We start from the raw sequence: 23,564 nt of genomic DNA on the forward strand, positions 1-23,564 counted from the left end.
AGCCCCGGAGCACCTGCCCCGGGGCTTTTCAGTGAAGACGAGAGGAATGCCATGGAAGAATCATATAAAAAGGTTTCGTTTCAGGAAGCAAAGCATATCATCGATACCGAGCCGAACTGCGTGATCTTGGACGTGCGCGACGAAGACGAATACATCACGGGCCACGCCGAAAACGCCGTGCTTTTCCCGGTGGATACCATTGACGAAGACACCGCGGAGGAAAAGATCCCCACGCCCGATACGCCGATTCTTGTTTACTGCAAGAGCGGCCGCCGCAGCTTTATGGCGGCGATGAAGCTCGAATCCTACGGCTATACGCATATTTACGACATCGGCAGCTTGGTCGATTGGCCGTATGGCTTGGAATATTAAGCTCTGATTTCTACAGAAAAGTAAAAAACGGTTGAAAAGTGTGCGTTCGCGGCAGGTCAATTTCCTGCACAGCGGATACACACTTCGTTTTTAAGCGGCTTTCCGGCAAAGAAATCATCGAGGTTCTGCACCGTCACTTCCGCAATATTATACAATGCCTCTTCGGTCAAAAACGCCTGGTGCGCCGTTAAGATGACGTTCGGGCGGGAGATGAGCAATGCCAAAGTGTCGTCCTGTACGGCGGTGTCGGAATGGTCTTCAAAGAAAAACTTCGCCTCCTCCTCGTAAACGTCCAGTCCCGCGCCGCGCAAGGTGCCGTTATTCAATGCGTCCAAAAGCGCTTCGCTGTCAATAAGCGCGCCGCGCGAGGTGTTTAATAAAAACACACCTTTTTTCATTTTGTCAAACGCTTTGCGGTCGAGCATGTGGTAGGATTCTTCACTGAGCGGGCAGTGCAGGGAGATGACGTCGCTTTCGCGCAGGAGTGTATCGAGCGAAACGTACTCAAAGTCCGGCGCAGGATACTTGTCATACGCCAAAACGCGCATGCCAAAGCCGCGGCAGATTTCCGCAAATGCGCGGCCGATGCGCCCCGTGCCGATGATACCGACGGTCTTTTTGTAGAGGTCTATGCCCGTCAGACCCACAATACTGAAGTTGAAATCGCGCGTGCGGATGTAGGCGCGGTGCAAACGGCGATTTAACGTCAATAAAAGCCCCATGGTGTGCTCCGCAACGGCGTGTGGGGAATAGGCGGGCACGCGTACCACGCGCAGCTTGCCCGCTGCTGCCTGCATATCCACATTGCTGAAGCCCGCGCAGCGCAGTGCCAAAAGCTGCACGCCGCAGCGGTGCATGCGGTCAATGGCGGCCGCGTCCACACGGTCGTTCACAAAGGCGCACACGGCGTCAAAGCCGTCCGTCAGCGTCGCCGTGTGGCGGTTCAGCTTTTCTTCAAAGTACGCGATTTCATAGTGCTTTGCCAGAATGTCGAACCACGTGCGGTCATATGGTTTTGTATCAAAAAATGCGATTTTTTTCATGCTGCACTCTCCTTTTGTTTTAACGTTGCACAGTTATTCTGCGCGTCATAATTTGGGTTATTCCGCACAGAATAAGCCAAAGAAAACGTATAAAACGAAAGGCGTGGATTTTCACATGGAATATGTAAGGGCGTTTGCGGTCGGCGGGGCAATCTGTGTGGTCGGTCAACTTTTGATCGATCTGACAAAGCTCACCCCGGCCAGAATCATGGTGGCCTACGTCACGGGCGGTGTGATCTTAGGTGCGCTCGGGTGGTATGCACCGCTCGTGAATTTCGCGGGCTGCGGCGCCACCGTGCCGCTGAGCGGCTTCGGGTATCTGTTAAGCGAGGGCGTAAAAGCCGCCGTAAAAGAAAAGGGCATTCTCGGCGTGTTCACGGGCGGAATCACCGCCGGTGCCGCCGGCATTGCCGCAGCCGTCTTCTTCAGCTGCCTGATGGCCGCCATCGCAAAGCCGAAAGAAAAATCGTAAAAAACAAGCGCCGCAGAGAACGGAAACTCTGCGGCGCTTGCTCATGGTTCGAAAAAGGAATTTTGTCTGACAGCACGCATCCCTTTTTCATCCTTTTCGTCCACTCGGCTTCTTTGAAGCCGACGAGGACAAACTTATCTTTTGTGCTCCTGATCCGTTTTACTTTGCCTTAAACACACGGTTTAAGAGGTAAATGCTCAAAATGATTGCGGCAATGACAAGGAAAACGCCGGTCATGCCTTTTGCCATATACTGTAAGCTGTCTAAAAATGCGGGAACATTGAACATACGTTATCCTCCTCAATGGATCATGTTTAAGATGATGCCGCCTGCGATGACAGACGCGATCTGACCGGAGACATTGGCGCCTACGGCGTGCATCAAAAGGAAGTTCTGCGGGTCTTCCTGCTGTCCCATTTTCTGGATAATGCGTGCGGACATCGGAAACGCCGAAATGCCCGCCGCGCCGATCATGGGGTTGACTTTATTCTTGACAAACAGGTTCATGATTTTCGCAAACAGTACACCGCCTACGGTGTCAAACACGAATGCAATGAGACCCAGTCCTAAAATAAGCAGCGTGTCCACGCGCAAAAATTCCGCCGCTGTCATATGTGCGGTGATCGTGATGCCGAGAATCAGGGTGATCAAGTTGGACAGCACGTTCTGCGCGGCATCCGAAAGGCTGTTTAACACGCCGCACTCGCGCAGCAGATTGCCGAACATCAAAAAGCCGATAAGCGCCGCCGAGCGATTGGACACAATGCCGACGACTGCCGTGATGAGGACAGGAAACAGAATTTTGGTCGTTTTTGAGACAGAACCGGGCGTGTACGCCATGCGGATGCGCCGCTCGGTTTTGGTCGTCAGCAAGCGGATGACCGGCGGCTGCACAATGGGCACAAGCGCCATATACGAGTATGCCGCCACGGTGATGGCGCCGATATACTGCGAATTTAAGACGTTCGCGACAAAAATGGAGGTCGGGCCGTCCGCCGCGCCGATGATCGCGATGGAGGCGGCGTCGTGCAGGTCAAAGTTAAACAGCCGCGCCATGCTCAGCGTGAAGAAAATGCCGAACTGCGCCGCCGCGCCGAATAAAAACAGCTTCGGGTTTGAGAGCAGAGGCTCAAAGTCAATCATCGCGCCGATGCCGATGAAGAGGAGCAGCGGGAAAAGCTCATTTGCAATGCCGCTGTCAAATAATAACGTCAGTACGCCCACTTCTTCGCCCTGCGTCACCGCGCCGGAAAGCGGCAGATTGACAAGGATTGTACCGAAGCCGATGGGCAAAAGCAGCGCAGGTTCCATTTTTTTCGCGATGGCAAGGTAGATGAGCACGCCGCCTATGCACCACATTACCGCGTGCTGCCACGTCACATTGCCCACGTTTGCGAAAAGCTCGCTTAAAAAGTTCATTTTCATACCTTCCTCTCGGATGATTTTGCCGCCTTTGCAAAATCCTTGTCTCCGAAAGAAAATAAAAAAGAGACTTCTATCCTGCCGCGGCATGATAAAAGTCTCGCAGATTACAACGTATACGGACGGGGAAACCGTCGTGCTGACGCATACATTACAGATATTTCCTGTTTGCTACTCCCTTTTATATCCATATTTTACGGGAGCGCGGCGCATTTGTCAAGCGAAAGTTTACGGCAGACGGTAGCCCGCTGCAAGGTACAGTGCGTACCAGTCTTCGCGCGCAAGCGTAATGTCAAGCGCGGCGGCGCAGTCGCACAGGCGCTTTGGATTGATGGTGCCCGTAACAGCCTGCATTTTTGCAGGGTGACGCAGAATCCACGCAAGCGCTATGGCGGTGTTTGTCACATTGTATTTTTCCGCCAGCTCGTCGAGCTTTGCGTTTAGCTTCGGGTATTTTTCGCTGCCGATGAAAACACCCTCGAAGAAGCCGTACTGGAACGGCGACCACGTCTGAATGGTGATGTTGTGCAGGCGGCAGTAGTTCAACACGCCGTTATCGAGCACCGGGTTTAAGCCGTCGCAGATGTTTGTGTTCATCGGCTGCGCGATCATCGTGGCATTTGTCAGGCTCATTTGCAACTGGTTTGCGCAGATCGGTTGATGCAAAGCGCTCTGCAAAAGCTCCATCGTGTACGGGTCTTCGTTGGAGACGCCGAAATGGCGCACCTTGCCGCTCTTTTCGAGTTCGTCAAAGGCTTCCGCTACTTCTTCCGGCTCCATTAAAGCGTCCGGACGGTGCAGAAGCAAAACGTCAAGATAATCCGTGCCAAGGCGCTTTAAGCTGCCGTCTACGGCAGACAAAATGTGTTCCTTTGAAAAATCGTACATTTTGCCGGGCACAATGGCGCATTTCGACTGAATGATAAGATCTTCGCGGCGAACGCCCGCGTCCTTTATCATCTCGCCGAACACACGCTCGCATGCACCGCCGCCGTAAATATCGGCGTGGTCGAAAAAGTTGAGTCCAAGCTCCAACGCGGTGTGCAGAAATGCATCTGCCTGTTTGCGCTCTGCGTCCGCAAGACGCATGCAGCCGAGGGCTATGGGCGGCACCAAAAGCCCACTTTTGCCAAGTTTGATTTTTTCCATACAGCAAGCCTCCCAAATGAAGTCTATTTGCCTTCATTATAGAAAAACTTATGCGCGTTTGCAAGAGTTTTCCTTGCTTTTTCCGCGTACGCGGGCTACAATGAGAAAAAGACTTTGGAGGGGTTGCCATGCGGTTTGGTGTGTGTATGCCGATCGAGCAGGCGGAATTTATCGCAAAGCTCGGGTTTGATTATCTTGAGGTCAGCGCTGCGGGACTTGCAGAGATGACAGAGGCGCAGTTCGCGGATTTTCTGCAAAAAAATGAAGCCGCACCCATTCACGCGGAGGCGGCAAACTGTATGTTTCCGGGTAGTATTAAGCTGACGGGTGACAATGTCGATTTTGAAGCGATCCAAACATACGTCAATCACGCCATAGGGCGATTGGCGCAGGCGGGCATAAAAATCGGGGTATTCGGCAGCGGCGGCAGCCGCCGTGTACCGGAAAATTTCCCGCGCGAAAAAGCGTGGGAGCAATTAAAAACTGTCGCAAAAATCTTAGGTGACGCCGGTGAAAAGTACGGTGTCACCATCGCGCTGGAGCCGCTGCGGCACGAGGAAACAAATATTTTCACAATGCAGCCGGAAGCTTTGAAGTTTGTCAAAGAGGTCAACCACCCGCACTTTAAGCTGCTGTGCGACTACTATCACCTCATAAGCGAAAACGGCACGCCGGAAATGGTAGAGCAGTGCGGCGATATCCTTGCGCACACGCATATCGCAAACCCCGTCGGCCGCGTACCCATGACGCCGCAGGATACCGCGGATTACAAAGCCTTTTTCCGCGCGCTGCACTTTATCGGCTACAACGCCCGCATGAGCCTCGAGTGCCCCGTAAAGAACCCCGAAACCCAGCTTCCCGTTGTGCTTGAGGTTTTGCATAGGTGTGACAATGAATAATGATTCGTTTTTGAATGTGAGTGCGTAAAAAACAAGCGCCGCGGAGAAATGAAACTCCGCGGCGCTTATTTTTACATCAGTTTGGTCGTTACTGGATGGAACCTTCAAGATACGCTTCCAGCTCGGCATTTTCTTTCTTTTCCTTGAAATAGTTCAGCACGGCAAAAGCGGCGGTAACAACGGCAACGGCAGCGGTGATGCAGCCGATAATGGTGAGCACCTTGTTCAAACACTTCATGATAAACCATCCTTTCCGGTTCGCCAACATTCTGAAAGAGACCGTACACTGTCTCACTTTGGGCGATTATGATTACCTTTATCATACCCAAGTTTCGGCGAAAAGTCAAACGTTTTTGTGCCCTGTCATACAAAGTTTACACATGGCGTGAGCTGCCGTGCGAAATCCTATGAAAAATTCTTCTTTTTGCAAACATTTTGCCCATATGCAAGCGGTTTCTGCGCCGGATTTGTTGACAATCCGTTTAAAAAAACTTACAATATTATTTTAGAGTATTTCAGCAGGAAACACCCAAAATGCGGCACGGAGGCCGCATACCTTACCTGTATCATTTTTCGAAGGGGAGAACGCACGGCACTGCCGTGCAAAGAAGTTATGGAAGAAAAGAATATGAAAAAGGCCACCATACGGGACGTGGCAAAGGCTGCCGGAGTTTCGCAGTCCACGGTGTCCCGTGTGCTCAACAACAATGGCTACGTGGGCGAAGACGCCCGCCGCCGCGTGGAAGAAGCCATGGAAGCGCTGCATTATTCGCCCAGCGCTATTGCAGTGTGTCTTTCCAAAAGCCGTTCTCGCATGATCGGCGTGATCGTGCCGCAGATCTTTGCACCGTTTTTCAGCCAGATGTATTACATTGCAGACCGCATTATGGAGCGGTACGGTTACCGCCTTCTGCTGTGTAATTCCGACGAAAGCTTAAAGCGTGAAAAAGAGCTCATTGACGATCTGCTTTCGTATAAGATCGCCGCGCTGCTCATCGTGCCCGTGGATGGCGACGAGGGCAGCAACAAGGAGTATCTCGACTACATCCGCAGCTCAGGCACGCCCGTTGTGTGCGTAGACCGTGAGATTGAAGGAATCCACTGCGACGGCGTGTATATCGATAACTATACCGCTTGTTATGAGGTTACAAAAGACGTGCTCACGCGCGGCTACCGCAACATTGCGTATATGGCAGACCCGCCCATATACAGACCGGGTTGCGACCGTCTGCGCGGCTTCCGTGACGCCTGCAAGGAATTCGGCGTTACGGTGCCGCAGGAGAATATTTTCCTTGCGCCGATTGAAGATACGAAACCGTTGAATGCGTTTTTGCATGACGTTGCCCGTCGGGATGTCCCGCCGAAGGCGATCATCAACTTTGTGCGCGGCTGGGATTATACCATGCTGCAAGCGCTGCATTCTGCAGGACTGCGCGTGCCGGAGGACGTGTACCTGACCGGCCTTGACGATGACAACACGCTGCCGAACTTCGGCTACTCCATGCAGTATTTACCGTCTATGATCGATTTTTCCGAGGCAGCTGCTAAGCTCTTGATTGAGCGCGTGGAAACGGGGAATGCGCTGCCGGAACCGGAGCGCCGCATCTTCACCACGCACATGAAGCCTATATTTGAAAGAAAAGTCACGCTGCCAAAGCCCGATGCAGCGCCGGCTGAAACCGATGGGAAAGAGAAGTAAAGTACATAAAAGCAAAATGAAATTTATCAAACCGAATTTTTACGACGCGTTTCACTGCACGGCCGCCGCATGTTCCGATACCTGCTGCGCCGGCTGGGAAATCGACGTTGATCCCGATACCGTTGAATATTACGAAAATTTAGAAGGAGAGCTCGGCGACCGCCTGCGCGAAGAGCTGTGCGACCTGCCGGACGGCACGGTGTGCTTCCGCCTCGGCGAAAACGAGCGTTGCCCGTTCCTCGATGACGACAACCTCTGCGAGCTTATCTTAAAGCTTGGCGATGATGCTTTGTGCGAGATTTGCCGTGAACACCCACGTTTTTATGAGGAGCTCGGCGGCCGCGTGGAAATGGGCGTGGGCCTTTGCTGTGAAGAGGCGTGCAGACTGCTGTTTGAGCAGAAAAATCCCGTCACGTTCATCACAACGAATGTCGGCGAGCTGCCGAATGCGCCGGAGGATCCGCTTGTGTTCCATCTGCGGGACGAAGCATTTGCCATCGTGCAGGACCGCTCTCTGCCGTTGCGCGTGCGCATGCACCGCCTGCTCGATTTCGGCGTGCAGGCGCAGAAAACGCTGTTCGGCAATATGTCGCCTGCCGAACGCGAGAAGACCGATGAGACCGATACCCGCGCCGCGCTGTTTGACATGATGACCGAAATGGAGCCCTACGACGAAACATGGCCCGATTACGTGCAGCTTTTGGAGGATAACGGCTTGCAGGCGAATCTCGACGACATCGACGGCGGCTACGAAAACCTGCTTGTGTATTTCCTGTACCGCCATTTTGCACACGGTGTGACCGACGGCCGCATCGCGGCGCGCGTGGGCTTTTGCGCTGTGAGTGTGTGGTTCATCTGCCTGATGAACACAAAGTGCCTGCGTGATACCGGCGAATTCACCCCGTGGGACCGCATCGTCTGCACGAAAGACTACTCCAAGCAGGTGGAATACAGCGCCGAAAACATGGAAATGGCGCTCGAGGCCCTGCACAAAGACCCCATTTTTTCCGCCGAACACCTAAAGCGCCTGTTCGGATAACAAAAACCTCGAAAGGAGCTATGATCGATGAACCGATACGTTGTGCTTGCCCGTTTTGATAAAAATACAGAAGAAAAACTGATTGCGCTGCGCCGCGAGATGACAAACGCAGGCTATGCGTCTTCCGAGTGGCCGCCGCATATCACGCTTGCGGCGTATGAAGATCTCGATGCCGAAGCGCTCTGCGACTGGACAGGGAAGTTTGTCCGCGAACACACGCGCCAAAAGCTGGCGTTCGGCTCTGTGAGCCTTCTGCCGCCGTATGCCACGCACCGCGAAACCGCCGTGCTGTGCCTGAATCCGGTACACGCAAAGCCTTTTGTCGATTTTTACTATGCGTTCCACGAAAAATACGAGTCGTTCTGCAAAGGCATCGGCAGTTTCTCCGCCGTTTCGGAGGACAAGCCCGTCATCCACTGTACGCTCAGCGTTGTGCGCATTACGGAGCTGCAGGACGCGCTCGAGCTCGTCTTCCAAAATGATGTTTTCACCCAAGCCGAAGTTACCGCGCTGGAGATCTACACCTATCCCATGCGCCTCATCAAACGGTTTGACCTGACCAGAGCGTAAATTCAAAATTTCAAAAGCAAAAGCACGCAGTGTTTCAAAACCTGCGTGCTTTTTGCGTATAATCATTCAAAATACAGTGTGCCCATGTTCAGCAATCTCGTCAGGCGCGCTAAAATGCGACGGAGGGTAGGCAGGAGCAAAAAGGCGAGGAGAAAGTTCGAGACACCGTGGACAAGGTCGAACGGAATGCCGCTGATGATATACGCCAGCGTTGCCGCGGGGCCGCTTAAAATGAGCACGGGTATCGCGGTGAGCGTGCCGAAAATCAGCCCGTAAAACCCGCACAGAAGCCCCCAGCCGAGGCGGCTTTCCATTTTACGAAACAGCCAAGCGGCGACGGCCAAAATCGCCCAGATGTAGAGGTACGAAAACCACCACAGCCCAAAACCGTACAGCAACCCCTCAAGCAGCACGAATACGGCGAGCGTATAACCCACGTATGGCCCGAGCGCAAGGGTGAACAGCACCGTGAGCGATGAGGCAAGCTCCACGTTTGGCAAAGGGGCAAGTGCCACCTGCGAAACAAACATCAGCGCGCCCAAAATGCCGCTGAGTGCCACGCATTTTAAGCGCAAATTAATACCCCACCGTGAGCGTGAACTCGTACTTGCCTCCGTCTTCGACCGGGGTGGAGTCGACGCCGGTGGAGGCCATTTCACCGTTGATTGTCAGACACCACCACTCCTGATTCGCGCTGTCGGCTTCAATGCCGTCCACTTTTGTGACGAACAGGCCGTATTCGCTCTCTTCGCCTTCGATAAGGTCGGCATCCTGCAAAGCGGTACCGAGCATTTCTTCGTCCGTGTTGAGATTATGCACGGTCTCTTTGCCGTCGGCATCGACAACGGTGAGCGTGTAGGCTTTAGCGCCTGCGGTGCCCTTCGGCACCGTGACCTGCCAGATGACAACGCCTGCGACGACGAGCACAACGAACACGATGGCCGCAATAATGAGCGGCTTCTGGTTTTTGGTTTTGGTTGACATAATTTTTTACCTCTTTCTTGTTTTTTTATCCCCAAACAGGTGAATTACTCGGCTGTGTTTTCCACTTTTTCTGCCTGCTCTGTGGAAACTCTTTCGGGCGTTTCCGGCTCGCCGTTCCAACGGGCGATAATGGCTTTTGTCTTGATGCCCTCTGCGGTGAACATCACCTCGTGCTCGGACTGAATGTTGCCCGGCGCGTCTTCGCTGTGCAGGTCGTCCGTTTTGCAGAGAATTTCAAACCCTGCTTCACTTAAATAGCGTTGCGTCGCAAGGTACAGGTCGGTGTTGTCGGTTTTGAACCACAGTTCGCCGCCGGGTGCGAGCACCTTTTTGTAGGTGTTCAGCTGGCGGGTGTGGGTCAGGCGGCGCTTATGGTCTCCGGCCTTCTGCCACGGGTTGCAGAAGTTTACATAAATTCGTGCAGCTTTTTCACTGGACGCAAAAAGTGTATCCAGTTTTTCAATGTTATAGGAAAGAAGATTTACGTTTTCCACGGGATCCTCGCCGAACTCCGCTTCCATGTTGCGGCGGGCAACGCCCAAAATATCTTCACTGATGTCGATGCCGATGAAATTTACGTCTTTTTCTCGGTGCGCAAGCTTTGCCAAAAACGTGCATTTGCCGCAGCCGAGGTCTAAATGGATGGGCTGCTGCTTTTTAAAGCGCTCGCCCCATGTTCCGGCGGCGGTTTTCGGCTCGTGCACATAAAACGGGCACGCGGCAAGTTCCGGGCGCGCCCACTTTTTCTTTCGGATTCTCAAAATTTTATCCTCATTTCTTTTCCGTTATTTTCGCTCTGCCTATTTTAACGCAGAAATGAAAAGTGTGCAAGTGCGATTCTGTTTTTTCCCCGTTTTGCGCGCTTTTTTCTTCTTTTTCCATTGAAAGGCATCGGGCATTTTGCTATAATAAGAAAAAGCGCAAACTTAGACTTACATATCACTTTATATGTCAAGGAGGAAAACGTGATGGACGAATTAAAAATGCAAAACGGTGCTTTAATTTTGGAGGGCGGCTCTCTGCGCTCGCTCTTTACCTCCGGCGTTTTGGACGTCTTCATGGAGCACAACTTATATTTCTCCGATGTGACCGGTGTGTCCGCAGGCTCTTTGACCGGCGTGAACTACGTTTCCCGCCAGCCGGGGCGTTCCGCAAAGCTTAACATCGACTACGTGAACGACAAGCGGTATCTCGGCGTGAACAATCTCATCTTACACCACGAGATCTTTAGCTTTGACTTTTTGTTTAACGATTTGTCACGCAGCATTCTGCCGATGGATTTTGACACGTTTTATAAATCGCCGCAGCATTTTACCGCCGTGGCGACGAACCTAAGAACCGGCGAGGCGGAATACTTTGAAAAAAGTGCCTGCTCGGATATTTTGGCAGCTATTCGCGCCAGCAGCAGTATGCCGATGCTCTCGAAAGCCGTGAAGATGAACGGCGAGCTGTACCTGGACGGCGGCTGTGCCATGGCGATTCCGTACCAAAAGGCCATCGATGACGGCTTTGAGAAGATCGTGCTGGTCTTAACGCGCCAGCAGGGCTACCGCAAGCTTTACACAAAGCCCTCTATGCTGCGTTTGTATGCGAAGTATTTCCGGCATTTCCCGAAGTTTTTGAGCGCGCTGTACGCCGTTCCGACGCGCTACGACGCCCAGCAAAGGGAGATCGACCGCTTAGAGAAAGAAGGCCGCATTTTCGTTATCCGCCCGCAGGGACCCGTGAATGTTTCGCACACGGAAAAGGACACGGCGAAATTAAAAGCGCTGTACGAGGAAGGCCGTCAGGAAGCCGAGCGCCGCATGGACGCACTGAAACGGTATTTGGAGGCGTAATTTGCAAAAGGCGCCGTCAAATTGACGATTGTAAAAGATTAAGCAAAGCCCGCAGACTCAAAAAATCTGCGGGCTTTAACGAAAAAGGACTCTGCAATTTGCAAAGTCCTTTCGTTTGGTCGAGGTGACAGGATTCGAACCTGCGGCATCTTGGTCCCAAACTTATCGGGAAAACTTTTTATGCTCGTTTATAGCGGTTTTCAGTGCTTTTTAATTTGTTTTACTTACTCTTTGACGCTCTTATCTCCACTGTGTCCGCATGTTCCAGCGCCGTCTGTGGTAATCTATGTGGTCAAAAACGCTTCCCGCCCGATTTCCGGTGAATGTTCACCGATGCCGGACGGGAAGCGTTTCTCGTTGCTGTTGGCTGCATTGTAACTCTGAGCAGGCGATTATGCAAGTTGTTTCTGAGCAGAGGGCGGCTCAAAGGTTGAGCCGCTATAGACAAAGAAGAGTGAGTTTACAGCATGAAAATAATCGCAGGCTCTTTTCCATCAACTGAGTATAAATCCCTTAATGAAGGCATAATAGTAAGGGATTTATGGCACAGCCCATTGACTATTCCCTTATTTTATATTATTATTTAAGGGAAAACGAATGGAGGTGAGGAAATGAGAACCTTCAATTACTCCGCAATCAAGGAGCAGAAGTGGGACTTGGATGTTCTTGGCCTGATTGCGGCCATATACAAGGAAGCCGGAAAGCAGGAACTGTATTTGAGGCAGCGTCCGGAGGAGCTCGAAAAGCTCGTGGAGATTGCCAAGATACAGAGCACTGAGGCATCGAATGCCATCGAGGGCATCGTTACCACGAGTACCCGAATCCGGCAGCTTGTCGAAGAGAAAACCACGCCGAGGAACCGTGACGAGCAGGAGATTGCCGGATACCGTGATGTGCTGAGCATCATTCACGAGAGCTTTGACGCGATTCCAATTACGCGGAACTATATCCTGCAGCTTCACAAAATCCTGTACAGCCACATGAATAACCCGCTTGCGGGCCGCACAAAAAGCGTGCAGAATTATATCACTGCCACCTATCCGGACGGTCATGTGGAAACGCTGTTCACGCCGCTTGCTCCGTATGAAACGCCGGAAGCGCTGGACAGAATCTGTGAGGAATACAACCGCGTAATCGGGAATATGAAACTGGAGCCGTTGATTGCGATTCCGGTTTTTGTCCATGACTTTCTGTGCATCCACCCCTTCAATGACGGCAACGGAAGAATGAGCAGATTGCTCACAACGCTGCTTCTGTACCGAAATGGTTTTTATGTTGGAAAGTATATCTCCCTTGAAGCCAAAATCGCCAAAAACAAAGATCTGTACTACGATGCGCTTGCACAGGCGCAAACCGGCTGGCACGAAGGCACCGAGGATGTAGTGCCCTTTATCAAATATCTGCTTGGAACAATACTTGCAGCCTATAAGGACTTTGAGGATCGTGTGGCGCTTGTTGAAACCAAGCTGCCCGCACTGGAAATGGTGCGCAGAGCAAGCAATAATAGAATCGGGCGCTTCAGCAAGCAAGACATCCGGGAGTTCTGTCCAACGCTCAGCGACAGTTCCATAGAGGGAGCCTTGCGGAAGTTAGTCGCCGTTGGTGAACTGAAAAAAGAAGGAAAAGGTAAAAACACCTGCTATTTCAGACTGAATTAAATTTCCGTCAAATTAGAGGGCCGCACCTGTTCATACGAGCAGGTGCGGCCCTTTTGGTCGCTTTACGGAAGTTGGCGTATAGTTCAACGGTTGAGCCGCTATAGACAAGGAATATACCCAAAGTCCCCTGCCGAAACACACTCGCCTTACCCGAAGAAATACTGCTTCATATCTGAGGTGCCACCATTCTTATCGCAGAACCATTCGTAATCAGCGAGACAGTTCTGGCAGTGGGCAATTACATCAAATCCGCCTGGTGAATGCTGGTTATCGGCAATGCTCATGACCTCCAAGGGCTTCCCGCAGGCTGGGCAGGGTCTAATCTTCCTCGCCTTACGAGTGGCACGCTCTCTCTGCTCTGTTTCAAGTGCATCTAAAAGGCCCTGCCAAAGATTTGGATTCAGTTCATGCTCTGCATAGTCTTCAAGGTGCCGCCTAATCTCATCGGCAGCCAGTACGAGAAACTTATCATCCAGAAGCTAAATGTGACGCTTGATATAATCAGCGACTACCATGGGCATACAAGTATTCCTGCCCATCGCATACCGCATTGCCGACAGCAGGATCAAGCGAAAGTCAGAGTCGCAGATCGGGGCGAGCAGATCCTGAGGGAACAGCAGAAACTCTTTGCCATTATTCATGCATACGCGCAGCGGTCGCTGTTCTTCCGTTACCAGGTTCAGTAAACTGTTAGCTTGACCTTTCAACTCATCAACGGTAATCGATTCGTAGTCCTGAAACGGGTTTACTTCATAATTCATCATTTGACCTCCAATCAGTTTGTCCTCGTTATGAGGTGTTGGCATTGTAGCTCTGACTGTCCGGAGGTTCAACCGTTTCTTTCGCGGCTTGAAAAGAAATTGAATAGAGTCGGAATTCGTGCGGATTTATCATTTTCTTGCCTTTTCTGACCGAATGTGCTATCATAAAAATGGCGCTGTCAGGCGTTGAAATATGCCCTGGTAGTGCGGCTGTAATAGCTCGAATGCTCTGCCAGGTGGCAGAGCATTTTATATATCGGCACGGAGGAGAGACTTTATGGCGGTTAGTTATAAAAAACTCTGGAAGTTACTCATCGATAAGGACATGAAGAAAAAAGACCTGTGTGAAAAGGCAGGTATCAGCCCAGCCTCCGTCACCAAAATGGGACGGAATGGGCATGTCACCACGGAGATACTCGTGAAGATTTGCGCAGCGCTGGATTGCAGGATTGAGGATATTGTAGAGATTGTGCCAGATGAAAAGCAACCATCAAATAAAGCGGAGCCGGGGGTGATGAGATGACTATCGTAGAATCTATTAAGTGTGTTTTACAACAAAATAATGATGGTTTGACCTCAAAACAAATATATGATGAGATTATTCGTCAGGGATTGTATTCTTTTGGAGCAGAGAATCCTGTTGGTGTTGTCAATGCTCAACTTCGCCGTCGGTGTATCGGTCTGGATTTTCCGACTGCTTACCCGATAAAATTCTTTGAAATTGCGGGTTATGAAGGAAAAAAGATCAAATTCCGTTTGATTTCGACAGAAAATACAGCCACTATTATTACTGCTCCCAAAACTACAGATATTTCTGAACTGTTACCGGAAGAAAAAATCAAAGCTGCGCTGCAGGAGCATTTACAAAATATACGACAACAAGTATTTGATTCTGTCCTAAACAATTCCCCAGAGTTCTTTGAACATCTTGTGGTTGACTTGCTTTTAAAGATGGGGTATGGATATGATAAAAATTCGGGTATTGTTACAGGAAAACCACATGATGGCGGAATTGATGGAATAATTAGTGAAGATAAGCTCGGCTTGGATTTGATATATATCCAGGCTAAACGTTTTGCTAATGGCAATAAGGTTACCCGGCATGATTTACAGGCCTTTATTGGCGCCATGGAACATATTAACAAAGGTGTTTTTATTACAACATCGTCTTTTACGAGATCTGCAATACAATTCATCGAGAAGCAACAGCAAAAAAATATCAAATTAATAGATGGCAATTTACTTGCAGATCTTCTTGTTAAGTATGAGGTTGGCGTGGCAGCGGCACAAACTTTCAAATTATATAAACTCGATACCGAATATTTTAACTTTTAAATCATTCGCCTAATCCGGATATAGAGATAGGAGCTTTATTATGGCGGAAATTGTTGGAACAATTACTAATCTGAGTGATTTTTTGTCGAAAACACAAGTGTGCTTATCCGTAAAGCCTAATGATCCTCAACAGCAAATCATTTGCCTCGAGGCAGATAGGAAGTATTCTATCCCTGCTTTTCAGAGAGAGGTTAGATGGGATGACAACAATCTTAAAATGCTTTTGTACGATTTGTCTCGCAGCAGCAAGTTTTTGGGAAATATAATATTAACGATTAAATCTGACCACACTTGTGAAATTATTGATGGTCAACAACGTACAACTGTACTTATGTTGATTGTTTCCTGTATAAAGAAAAAGTTTGGGACCAAGATATCGACGCCAGATCTGTGCCCTCTTCGCAATGAGGGGTTTACAGGCTTCCAGACACTCTTAGAAAAGGCCTTTGATCAGGAAGCAATTACATCCGATGATTGGAACGCTATTCTTAAAAGCGATGATTATCATCAACTTCCTCGTATTCAAAAACTATGGAACACGATATCTTCTTCCGAGTTGTTAGCTGACCGGCATAAAGCCCAGGGGCTTCTTGATAACTTGTGCAAATCTGAGTTCAATATAATTGCCAGCTATTCTAACGATGTAAATACCAGCATCCAGTATTTTCTGGATGTAAATCTTAAAGGCATTCGTTTGGATACTGAAGATATTTTCAAAGGTTATCTTTTTAGTCAGGATAGCCGCGAACTCACACGTTCTCTTTGGCAAAAGAATAAGCGTGATGTATTACGCTTAAATGGCGTCACGCAGAGCTCGGAAGAGAAAAGATATCCTCTGATGAAGTTGTATGAACACTTTTTCTATTGTGACTTATATCTTCCTCGCGAGGGAGATTGCGAGTATAGTACACTCAAGTTTGGTGAAAACTTTTGTCTCACATCCGGATTTGAAAGTGGAAGTACGAAATATTACGAAGGTAGCCATTTAATTGAAGCCATACGAGATCGGGACTATTTGCAAAATGTACTCTCCAGACTCAATAAATGCGTTGAAATAATGACGGATATTATTGAAAGCGAGGGACCTTCTACTCCGTTTAAAGACAAATTTATTTGCGCTAAAAAGGTAGATTCTATAGATATTCAAAACTGCCATTCGATGCTAAAGAAGATACTTATGGAAAAAGAGGTGATTCCTAAAATTTTAGCGTTAAAGTATATCCTTACATACTTTGACGGAAAGCCTCACGCAAAAGAAGAGTACAAGTCAGTCTATAGCGTCTTTTGTGCAGCGGTCTTGTTTACCGTTTTCGCAAACAAAAAAGAGAGTGATACTTTCTACAACTTTGTAAGACTGGAAGAATGGAAAAGCAAGATAAACAAATGGCTTTATGACTATATTTCTTCTCATGCACTGACCAGAGGTAAAGTTCTCGCTGCATATAAATATAGTGAAAGTGACGATGACCCAATTCAACAAATCCGTTGTAAGTCTTTGGCGGCGATTAGTAATTTCTTCAAAGTAACGAAGAACGGTGATAATTATAACATGGGTATTTCCAACGCAGCTGAACTTTGTAAGTTTTTTGGAGATAAAACAGTTTATAGTTTAGAACACTTTATTGTAGGAGAATGCGGAACTCTTCATGTCAAAACCGCAAAATACGATTTCCCATATAAATATCCACCAACGATTCAGAAGTACAGAAATTCTCTATTTAATTTTATTTTTATTCCTCAACCGCTTAATAGTTCTCTTTCTAATGAAGGATTGTTTATTAAAGTAGCAGAAATCCATACACATGAAAACGAGATTAAATGCAGCTATAGCAAAGGATACTATGGACTGTTAAACAAATCTCCTCGTATGTACTTTCAACGCTACCCTACCGAAAAGGAGATAGATTCCTTCAGTACTGAAGAGGATGCCAGAGCATACCTAAATGAATATTTTACTAAAACATTTCCGGAAGAGTTTTTACAGTTTTCAACGGCGCTTGTAAAAAAAATCAACTGGGGTTCTTAACACGAAGGCGTTCTCGGATATTTCCGAGAGCGCTTTCTCATTAAATGCGCAGCATGGTAACGACATATCTTGCGGAAACTATTATTGTCCATTTTATTGTACTTGCTTTATAATATCATGATCTTTAAAGAAAGTCACTTTCTCCATAAAACCTGGTGTGTGCAGCATTTTATTACCGGTACTGTGTTGACTGTTGGTGAATTTTAATATATACTTAAGTATATACTTACGTATAAATAGAGGTGCTATATGCTGAAATATCAATTTCCCGCTGTAAAGGGCTGTCAGGCCGGAAAAGATTACTATATATGCATGGTTCCCCTTGGGTTAATGAGTAAGATTTTTGCGACCGATAGCAGCGATGTCCCTGCCGAGTATCGCGCCCAAAGAAAGCTCAACGAAGCTCGTATTCCTGAAATCTGTGGATACATCTTGTCTAATCGAGATTCGTATGTCTTTTCAGCTCTGGCTGCATCTGTGGACGGTGACATGAAGTTTGTCCCTGCTGACAGCAATGAGAATGCAGGCCTTCTGGAAATCGATATGACCGCTTCCTTCCTGATCAACGATGGACAGCATCGAAAGGCGGCCATTGAGGCAGCGATTGCCGAAGACGAGAGCCTGAAAGAAGAAACGATTTCGATTGTCCTTTATAAAGACCAGGGACTTCAACGGAGCCAGCAGATGTTTACTGACCTCAACAAGCATGCTGTTACCACATCGAAATCCTTAAATACACTATACGAGTCGAAAGATCCTGTGGCACTAATCACGAAGAATGTCGTCAACTCAATCAGCTTCCTACGTAAGTATACTGACAAGGAGAAAGACAACCTTAGCAAATATTCCTCTAACATCTTTACACTTAACACCTTCTATACAGCTAACAAGCGCATCTGTAAGGTGATCCATGATCAGGACAATGCTGAAAAACTCGTTTATACATTTTGGAATCACGTGGTTGTTAATATGCGTGAGTGGAACGAGATGGACAGTGGTGAATTAAGTAAAAAAAGTTTGCGAGAGGATTATATCACAACGCAAGGTCTGATTATCTTGGCACTGGGACGCTTGGGAGAATTCTATTGCGTGAATCCTCAGATTAACATGGCGAAGTCGTTGAAGGGATTAAAGAAAATCGACTGGCTTCGAAATAATGAAGCGTGTTGGATGAACCGTGCAATTAAACCTAATGGAAAAATCAACAGAAATGAACAGGGTATCTTTTTGACATACATTCAGATTAAGCGACTTCTTTCTCTGCCAGTCAGTGATGAGGAGACAAAAAAAGAAAGAATCATCATGGGATAACCCCGGAGGACTCAAATGGAACAGAATACATTAAATTCAAATAACATCGATGCTGGAAACAAAATTGCCAGTTTCCGAGTAAAACAAAGTATGCCATATGAATTTAAGGTGAATTATGCGCGCATAAGAGCATGGGAATTCTATAATGAATGTGGAAAAAGGGACTTGGATTGCTATGTTTCAGTAGGGGGACTTGACAGTATCACACTGTTCTTCTTCTTGAAATCAATAGGAATAGATGTGCCAGCGGTATCAGTCTCTTCGCTCGAAGATGTTAGTATCCAAAAAATTCACAAACAGATTGGAGTTATCTCACTACCACCAGCAGTTAGAACTGATGGTACGCGATGGAATAAGCAAAAACTAATTCAAGAATTTGGTTTCCCTGTACTCTCCAAGGAAATCGCCCGTAAAATTGAATTGCTTCAAAACCCAACTCCCAATAATAAAACCATAAGGCATGCAATTGTTACAGGCGAAACTGGTGAATATGGTGGATTTCAAAAGCATTCAAAAATGAAACTTGCGCAGAAGTGGCTCGAAAAATTCGGCGGATTAGAAAATGAAGAAGAAGGCGTGAATTATCAAATTGCATCGTTTAAAGTCTCCTCGAAGTGTTGCTATTACCTCAAGGAAAAACCGTGCTCTGATTGGGCTAAAGAGCACAATTGTGTACCGTATTTAGGGCTGATGGCATCCGAAGGCGGAAGACGTGAGAAGTCTTTAATGCTAAATGGCTGTAACTACTTTGGAAAGGGAACCATTCGTTCAGCACCATTTGCAATTTTTAATAGACAGGATTTATTACAGTTGGCACTTGATTTAAAGGTCCCTGTCCCTGAGATTTATGGAAGCATACTGAAGGATGAAGATGGTCATTTGTATACTTCTGGAGAGCAGCGAACCGGATGCTCGATGTGTGGATTTGGAATTCAGCTCGAAAAACGGCCTCATCGATTCGATCGGCTACGGGAACGGAACTACAAAGAATGGGATTTTTGGATGAATAGGTGTTGCTTTGATGAAAACGGAACACCGTATGGCTGGGGAAAAGTTTTAGATTATCTCGGAATTGGGTGGAGAGATATTCCGGATCCACATAACAGAAAAAAGTAAGGATGGGAATTCACAATGCCATATACAGGTAAGTTTCAAGTATTTGAAGATATCATTAAAGAAATTATGATCGTCTACAAGCACGACAGCCGTCCGTGGCTTATTGGCTACAGTGGTGGCAAAGATTCTACTTTGCTGGTCAGTCTTGTATATGAAGCCATGAAGCGGTTAAAGGATGCTGGCGCTAAGCTTGACAAAACCGTTCATGTCATTACATCCGACACGATGGTTGAAAATCCCATCGTAAAGAATTACATGCACTCATCCTCGGATAACATCAACCGAGCAGCGGGAAAAGATCGTCTCAACATCAAAGCCAGTGTGATCTACCCGGAGCCGGAACAGACATTCTGGAGCCGGGTCATTGGCCTGGGCTATCCTACCCCAGAGCCTCCCGGATTCAGATGGTGTACAGACAGGCTGAAAATCATGCCGATGAATAAGTTTGTCAACGAGCGAATCAAGGAGAGCGGCGAAATCATCATTCTTCTCGGCGTCCGCAAGGGCGAAAGCCTAACTCGAATGAAGGCCATTACCGCACGGGAAATCGAAGGCAAACTGCTGAATATGCATAATGACATTCCCAATGCTTATGTCTACAATCCTATCACTGAAATCCCTAACGATTTGGTCTGGGAATTCCTCTTAAAAGGTGATTGCAGAAGTCCTTGGGGAAGTGACATGAAGTATTTGTTCAGCCTTTACCAGGGCGAAAACCTTGGTGAAGAAAAGAGTGTTTTGGGTGAGGTCGACCGCGAGAAAATTCCGGTAACCGGCAACTCCAGATTTGGTTGCTGGTGCTGCACCATGGTGAAAGAGGATAAGTCGCTACAGAACTTCATCAACAAAGGTGCTACGGAACTAATTCCGCTTAGAGAATTCAGAAACGAATTGCTCAGAATGCGGGAGAATAGTCAATATCGAGATTCTAAGCGCCGCAACGGTTCTGTCTATAAGAAGTCAGACGGAAGCTTTGGAATGGGACCGTTTACGCTTGAAGCGCGATGCCTCATTCTCGAAAAACTCCTCGACCTCGAAAACAGGACAGGCATGGAGCTGATTACAGAAGCTGAACTGAAAGCAATTGACAAGATGTGGGACGAGGAAGGCGACCTTACATGTCGAGCACTCGTTGAAACCTACCATAAGGTCAAAGGCAAAAAGCTTCCATGGGATGATTATAAAACTCCGCGATTTGATGATGAGGCGATCCAAGCGATCAGAAATGTTGCAGATAAGTATGATATCCCGGTTGAATTGATTACGAAGCTGATTGTTTCTGTAGATACCAATAAGCACATTACGAAGAACAACAAAATGCAAAAGGCATTTGACAGCATTATTGGACAAGGCTGGTTGCACTATAATTCTGTCGAGGGAGCATTGAACCATGAAGATTAAGCGCATACAAGTAAAAAACATAGGTCCATATGTCAACGAAAATGCCTTCGATTTTGATGTATCAGACATTACTAAAAGAATGGTACTGATCGGCGGCAAAAATGGTGCAGGTAAAACGACACTGTTTAACGCTATCAAAATATGTCTCTACGGCTGCGTTGCATATGGCTTTGAATCAAACAACGCAAAGTACTTTGCCGAGATAGAGAAAATTATCAATGCCAATGAAAAACTGCAAAAAATTGGTGAGGCAGAAGTTGTCATTGACTTGCTGATGGATGACGGAAAGTACGATCACACATACACGTTTGTCAGATCATGGAGGGTAGCAGGCAAGAAAATAGCAGAAACCTTTACTGTGTACAAAGACGGCGAGACACTTTCTGAGACAGAAAAGAGTGATTTTGAGAGCTATCTTTTACAGACACTGCCCCCCAATCTCTTCCGCTTCTACTTCTTTGACGGCGAAAAAATCAGTGATTTCGTGTTCAACAGCAGCAAAAACTCCGACTTTAAGGATGCGTTTTTAAAGCTCTGCAGCCTTGATACGATGGAGATTATTCGGGAAAACTTCCGTAGAATTTCTCGTAGCAAGGCAAAGGGGACCATGACGCTTTCAGCGGAATACGATAGATGCCTTGAAGCAGACAATCTGATTGCACAGAGAGTAGAATGCGCTGAGGATGAATATCGAGAGATTTCCAATGAGATTTTGATTATTGATCAGAGGCTTGCGTCTCTTGAAAAGGCATACGCCAAGGGTGGCGGTATTTCTAAAAAAGAATGGCGCTCTATGCAAGATCAGATTGCAAAAGAGGATGCTCGCCGTGAGGGACACCATAAATGGCTCAAAGAAATGGCCAATAATGTGCTCCCATTTATTATCCTTAGAACTCAACTGGAAGAACTAAAGGCCCAAATTGCACTGGAACACAAGGCACAGGTCGATGCAAATGTAAAAAGCACAATTGATACCCCGGAAATCAAGTCGATCATCTCCGGCGTGTTGAGCCGGGCAAATATAGAATTAGCCGACGATATTTCTGAAAAGGTTATCTACGAGATTGCCAGCTATGCCAGCCACACTTCACAGATAACGCCCATTCTCAATTTGTCTGACTTCGACAGATTTGAACTAACTGCAAAAATCAACAGTCTCCTGGCTTATGACACCAACCGTGTCAAAGAAGCGACTGATGACATTAAGGCTTCTTTAAAATGCGTAAAACGCATCCGAAAGAAAATGGAGCGGAGCAGTATCGAAAACTATGATGGATACTTGCAGATGAAAAGCGATTTGAATGAGCAGAAGTCCAAATGCACGCAACAGCTTCTGGAAGTAGATAAAGAATTGCAAGAACTACGCGCACAGAAAGCGATATCTGCATCTAAACTTTCCAAGGCTAAAAGTGATTATGAGGCACTCTTGAAAAAGCAGTCCATTAACGATATTTCAGCGCGTGCACTACTGGCATTTGATGAACTCCAAAAGACGCTTTACGATAAGAGTATTCGTTTAGTCGAGACGGGATTTAGCCAATTCTTCGCAAGTCTGATCAATAAATCTGATTTGATTGATGGAATCCATATCGATGATAGTCTAAATGTTCTTCCCTATAAAAACAAACACTTTAAAGCTGATGAAATACGTAAAATCATTGGTAAGAACGGTGTTGAGTATCTTATTGCTCAAATCGGCCTGTATGCTTACGAAGTCCTGCAGCAAAAGCTTATTGCCGGTGAAACCGAGTTTGAACTGCCGGTTGAGGTAAAGCAACAGCTTTCTGCAGGAGAAAAGCAAATCTTCATTATGGCACTATATCAAGCACTTTCGCAGCTCAACAAAATCAATGTGCCTTACATCGTAGACACACCGTTTGCGAGAATCGATAAGGAACATCGAGGAAAGATCCTGAGTCAGTTCTTCAAAAAACTCAATGGTCAGATTATCATCTTGTCTACCGATGAGGAGATTGTTGGTGAGTATCGCGAGAGCATATCGGACATCATTTCCAATACATTTGTCTTGAACCACACAGCAAACGGAAATACTGAAATCCTGGCAAACACTTATTTCGGAGGCAAGCACAATGACTAATAAGCTTCATACGTCACAAAAGACCCAGGAGATATTCAACTCGTTAGGTCAGTCATTGAGATTGCAGCCATTTATCCTATCTAAACTGGCAATCGCACTGTCGGTCAGAAAGGGACAACTTCAAGCCAATGACTTCAAGACTGATAATAATGGCTTGGAACTGAGCCGGCAGGTTATTTTCGGTGATCACGATTTGCTGTTTAAATCTCTCATTATTAACAACGAGGGCAAAGTGATTCGCGAGGATGACTATTTCCCCGGTTTGGTAAAGGCTCATTTGGATCGAGGAGCAAAGCTTCTCGAAGACGAAAAACGGTACAGCAAAGATTTCTATAATCATCTGTGCCATCTGGATGACAACATCTAAAGGA

At 47.5% G+C, this 23,564-nt stretch carries 26 protein-coding genes; 16 read left to right on the forward strand and 10 right to left on the reverse strand.

The window, feature by feature from the left end:
* Positions 1 to 51 precede the first annotated feature (51 nt).
* A complete protein-coding gene (locus ACLTX1_RS07820) occupies positions 52 to 372 on the forward strand; it encodes a rhodanese-like domain-containing protein (protein WP_308449176.1) in 321 nt (106 codons plus the stop codon).
* Between the two features lie 56 nt (positions 373 to 428).
* On the opposite strand, the gene ACLTX1_RS07825 is transcribed toward ACLTX1_RS07820, so the two are convergent.
* Positions 429 to 1,415: a 2-hydroxyacid dehydrogenase gene (locus tag ACLTX1_RS07825; RefSeq protein ID WP_308449177.1), complete on the reverse strand. Its 987-nt coding sequence runs from the start codon at positions 1,413 to 1,415 to the stop codon at positions 429 to 431.
* Between the two features lie 115 nt (positions 1,416 to 1,530).
* Between ACLTX1_RS07825 and spoVAE the strand changes: the two genes are divergently transcribed.
* A complete protein-coding gene (gene spoVAE / locus ACLTX1_RS07830; RefSeq protein WP_308449178.1) occupies positions 1,531 to 1,887 on the forward strand; it encodes a stage V sporulation protein AE in 357 nt (118 codons plus the stop codon).
* A gap of 159 nt (positions 1,888 to 2,046) precedes the next feature.
* On the opposite strand, the gene ACLTX1_RS07835 is transcribed toward spoVAE, so the two are convergent.
* The 3 genes from ACLTX1_RS07835 to ACLTX1_RS07845 all read right to left on the reverse strand — a co-directional run bounded on the left by ACLTX1_RS07835 (position 2,047) and on the right by ACLTX1_RS07845 (position 4,458).
* Positions 2,047 to 2,175: an oxaloacetate decarboxylase gene (locus tag ACLTX1_RS07835; protein WP_176820979.1), complete on the reverse strand. Its 129-nt coding sequence runs from the start codon at positions 2,173 to 2,175 to the stop codon at positions 2,047 to 2,049.
* A 12-nt stretch (positions 2,176 to 2,187) separates the two neighbouring features.
* Positions 2,188 to 3,306: a sodium ion-translocating decarboxylase subunit beta gene (locus ACLTX1_RS07840; protein WP_176820978.1), complete on the reverse strand. Its 1,119-nt coding sequence runs from the start codon at positions 3,304 to 3,306 to the stop codon at positions 2,188 to 2,190.
* Positions 3,307 to 3,537: 231 nt separating this feature from the next.
* Positions 3,538 to 4,458, reverse strand: a complete 921-nt coding sequence (locus ACLTX1_RS07845; protein WP_308449179.1) for an aldo/keto reductase — start codon at positions 4,456 to 4,458, stop codon at positions 3,538 to 3,540.
* A gap of 128 nt (positions 4,459 to 4,586) precedes the next feature.
* Between ACLTX1_RS07845 and ACLTX1_RS07850 the strand changes: the two genes are divergently transcribed.
* Positions 4,587 to 5,357 carry a sugar phosphate isomerase/epimerase gene (locus tag ACLTX1_RS07850; RefSeq protein ID WP_343285191.1) on the forward strand — a complete coding sequence of 257 codons (771 nt, stop codon included), beginning with the start codon at positions 4,587 to 4,589 and terminating at the stop codon, positions 5,355 to 5,357.
* 88 nt (positions 5,358 to 5,445) lie between these two features.
* On the opposite strand, the gene ACLTX1_RS07855 is transcribed toward ACLTX1_RS07850, so the two are convergent.
* Positions 5,446 to 5,595 carry a hypothetical protein gene (locus tag ACLTX1_RS07855; protein WP_176820446.1) on the reverse strand — a complete coding sequence of 50 codons (150 nt, stop codon included), beginning with the start codon at positions 5,593 to 5,595 and terminating at the stop codon, positions 5,446 to 5,448.
* A gap of 390 nt (positions 5,596 to 5,985) precedes the next feature.
* Here ACLTX1_RS07855 and ACLTX1_RS07860 point away from each other — a divergent pair, with 390 nt between their 5' ends.
* Genes ACLTX1_RS07860 through ACLTX1_RS07870 form a run of 3 tightly spaced genes read left to right on the forward strand, consistent with a single transcriptional unit; the run spans position 5,986 to position 8,665 of the window.
* Complete coding sequence (locus ACLTX1_RS07860) at positions 5,986 to 7,056, forward strand: LacI family DNA-binding transcriptional regulator (RefSeq protein ID WP_412264631.1); 1,071 nt, start codon at positions 5,986 to 5,988, stop codon at positions 7,054 to 7,056.
* Between the two features lie 16 nt (positions 7,057 to 7,072).
* Positions 7,073 to 8,095 carry a flagellin lysine-N-methylase gene (gene fliB, locus ACLTX1_RS07865; protein WP_395507385.1) on the forward strand — a complete coding sequence of 341 codons (1,023 nt, stop codon included), beginning with the start codon at positions 7,073 to 7,075 and terminating at the stop codon, positions 8,093 to 8,095.
* A 27-nt stretch (positions 8,096 to 8,122) separates the two neighbouring features.
* Positions 8,123 to 8,665 (forward strand): hypothetical protein, encoded by a 543-nt coding sequence (locus ACLTX1_RS07870; protein WP_308449183.1) that lies wholly within the window; start codon positions 8,123 to 8,125, stop codon positions 8,663 to 8,665.
* Between the two features lie 62 nt (positions 8,666 to 8,727).
* Here ACLTX1_RS07870 and ACLTX1_RS07875 read toward each other — a convergent pair whose 3' ends face one another.
* The 3 genes from ACLTX1_RS07875 to trmB are packed head-to-tail and all read right to left on the reverse strand — an operon-like array spanning position 8,728 to position 10,410.
* Positions 8,728 to 9,240 carry a hypothetical protein gene (locus ACLTX1_RS07875; RefSeq protein WP_308449184.1) on the reverse strand — a complete coding sequence of 171 codons (513 nt, stop codon included), beginning with the start codon at positions 9,238 to 9,240 and terminating at the stop codon, positions 8,728 to 8,730.
* Between the two features lies 1 nt (position 9,241).
* The gene (locus ACLTX1_RS07880; protein WP_308449185.1) at positions 9,242 to 9,649 is read right to left on the reverse strand and encodes a DUF4430 domain-containing protein; all 408 of its coding nucleotides are present in this window, start codon (positions 9,647 to 9,649) and stop codon (positions 9,242 to 9,244) included.
* A 44-nt stretch (positions 9,650 to 9,693) separates the two neighbouring features.
* The gene (trmB, locus tag ACLTX1_RS07885; protein WP_308449186.1) at positions 9,694 to 10,410 is read right to left on the reverse strand and encodes a tRNA (guanosine(46)-N7)-methyltransferase TrmB; all 717 of its coding nucleotides are present in this window, start codon (positions 10,408 to 10,410) and stop codon (positions 9,694 to 9,696) included.
* A gap of 207 nt (positions 10,411 to 10,617) precedes the next feature.
* On the opposite strand from trmB, the gene ACLTX1_RS07890 reads away from it, so the two are divergent.
* Positions 10,618 to 11,487, forward strand: a complete 870-nt coding sequence (locus ACLTX1_RS07890; RefSeq protein ID WP_308449187.1) for a patatin family protein — start codon at positions 10,618 to 10,620, stop codon at positions 11,485 to 11,487.
* Between the two features lie 611 nt (positions 11,488 to 12,098).
* A complete protein-coding gene (locus tag ACLTX1_RS07895; protein ID WP_308449188.1) occupies positions 12,099 to 13,145 on the forward strand; it encodes a Fic family protein in 1,047 nt (348 codons plus the stop codon).
* A 146-nt stretch (positions 13,146 to 13,291) separates the two neighbouring features.
* On the opposite strand, the gene ACLTX1_RS07900 is transcribed toward ACLTX1_RS07895, so the two are convergent.
* Complete coding sequence (locus tag ACLTX1_RS07900) at positions 13,292 to 13,429, reverse strand: hypothetical protein (protein ID WP_308449189.1); 138 nt, start codon at positions 13,427 to 13,429, stop codon at positions 13,292 to 13,294.
* A gap of 195 nt (positions 13,430 to 13,624) precedes the next feature.
* Positions 13,625 to 13,909: a hypothetical protein gene (locus ACLTX1_RS07905; RefSeq protein ID WP_412264628.1), complete on the reverse strand. Its 285-nt coding sequence runs from the start codon at positions 13,907 to 13,909 to the stop codon at positions 13,625 to 13,627.
* 274 nt (positions 13,910 to 14,183) lie between these two features.
* Here ACLTX1_RS07905 and ACLTX1_RS07910 point away from each other — a divergent pair, with 274 nt between their 5' ends.
* From ACLTX1_RS07910 to ACLTX1_RS07945, 8 genes are all read left to right on the forward strand, one after another.
* Positions 14,184 to 14,429, forward strand: coding sequence for a helix-turn-helix transcriptional regulator (locus ACLTX1_RS07910; protein ID WP_308449191.1), 246 nt, complete (start codon positions 14,184 to 14,186; stop codon positions 14,427 to 14,429).
* Positions 14,426 to 15,241 carry a restriction endonuclease gene (locus ACLTX1_RS07915; RefSeq protein ID WP_308449192.1) on the forward strand — a complete coding sequence of 272 codons (816 nt, stop codon included), beginning with the start codon at positions 14,426 to 14,428 and terminating at the stop codon, positions 15,239 to 15,241. The genes ACLTX1_RS07910 and ACLTX1_RS07915 overlap by 4 nt, the downstream gene beginning before the upstream one ends.
* A gap of 40 nt (positions 15,242 to 15,281) precedes the next feature.
* The gene (locus ACLTX1_RS07920) at positions 15,282 to 17,267 is read left to right on the forward strand and encodes a DUF262 domain-containing protein (protein WP_395507386.1); all 1,986 of its coding nucleotides are present in this window, start codon (positions 15,282 to 15,284) and stop codon (positions 17,265 to 17,267) included.
* Positions 17,268 to 17,516: 249 nt separating this feature from the next.
* On the forward strand, positions 17,517 to 18,578 hold the full coding sequence (dndB, locus tag ACLTX1_RS07925) for a DNA sulfur modification protein DndB (protein ID WP_395507387.1): 1,062 nt from the start codon (positions 17,517 to 17,519) through the stop codon (positions 18,576 to 18,578).
* Positions 18,579 to 18,593: 15 nt separating this feature from the next.
* Positions 18,594 to 19,694, forward strand: coding sequence for a hypothetical protein (locus ACLTX1_RS07930; RefSeq protein ID WP_395507388.1), 1,101 nt, complete (start codon positions 18,594 to 18,596; stop codon positions 19,692 to 19,694).
* A 15-nt stretch (positions 19,695 to 19,709) separates the two neighbouring features.
* Positions 19,710 to 21,095 (forward strand): DNA phosphorothioation system sulfurtransferase DndC, encoded by a 1,386-nt coding sequence (gene dndC, locus ACLTX1_RS07935; protein WP_395507389.1) that lies wholly within the window; start codon positions 19,710 to 19,712, stop codon positions 21,093 to 21,095.
* On the forward strand, positions 21,085 to 23,193 hold the full coding sequence (locus tag ACLTX1_RS07940; protein ID WP_395507390.1) for an AAA family ATPase: 2,109 nt from the start codon (positions 21,085 to 21,087) through the stop codon (positions 23,191 to 23,193). Before dndC ends, ACLTX1_RS07940 begins: the two co-directional genes overlap by 11 nt.
* A complete protein-coding gene (locus ACLTX1_RS07945; RefSeq protein WP_178682741.1) occupies positions 23,186 to 23,560 on the forward strand; it encodes a DndE family protein in 375 nt (124 codons plus the stop codon). The genes ACLTX1_RS07940 and ACLTX1_RS07945 overlap by 8 nt, the downstream gene beginning before the upstream one ends.
* Positions 23,561 to 23,564 lie beyond the last annotated feature (4 nt).

The sequence above is a fragment of the Hominenteromicrobium sp. genome, assembly GCF_046974225.1.
In the GTDB taxonomy this organism is placed as follows: Bacteria; Bacillota; Clostridia; order Oscillospirales; family Acutalibacteraceae; genus Hominenteromicrobium; species Hominenteromicrobium mulieris.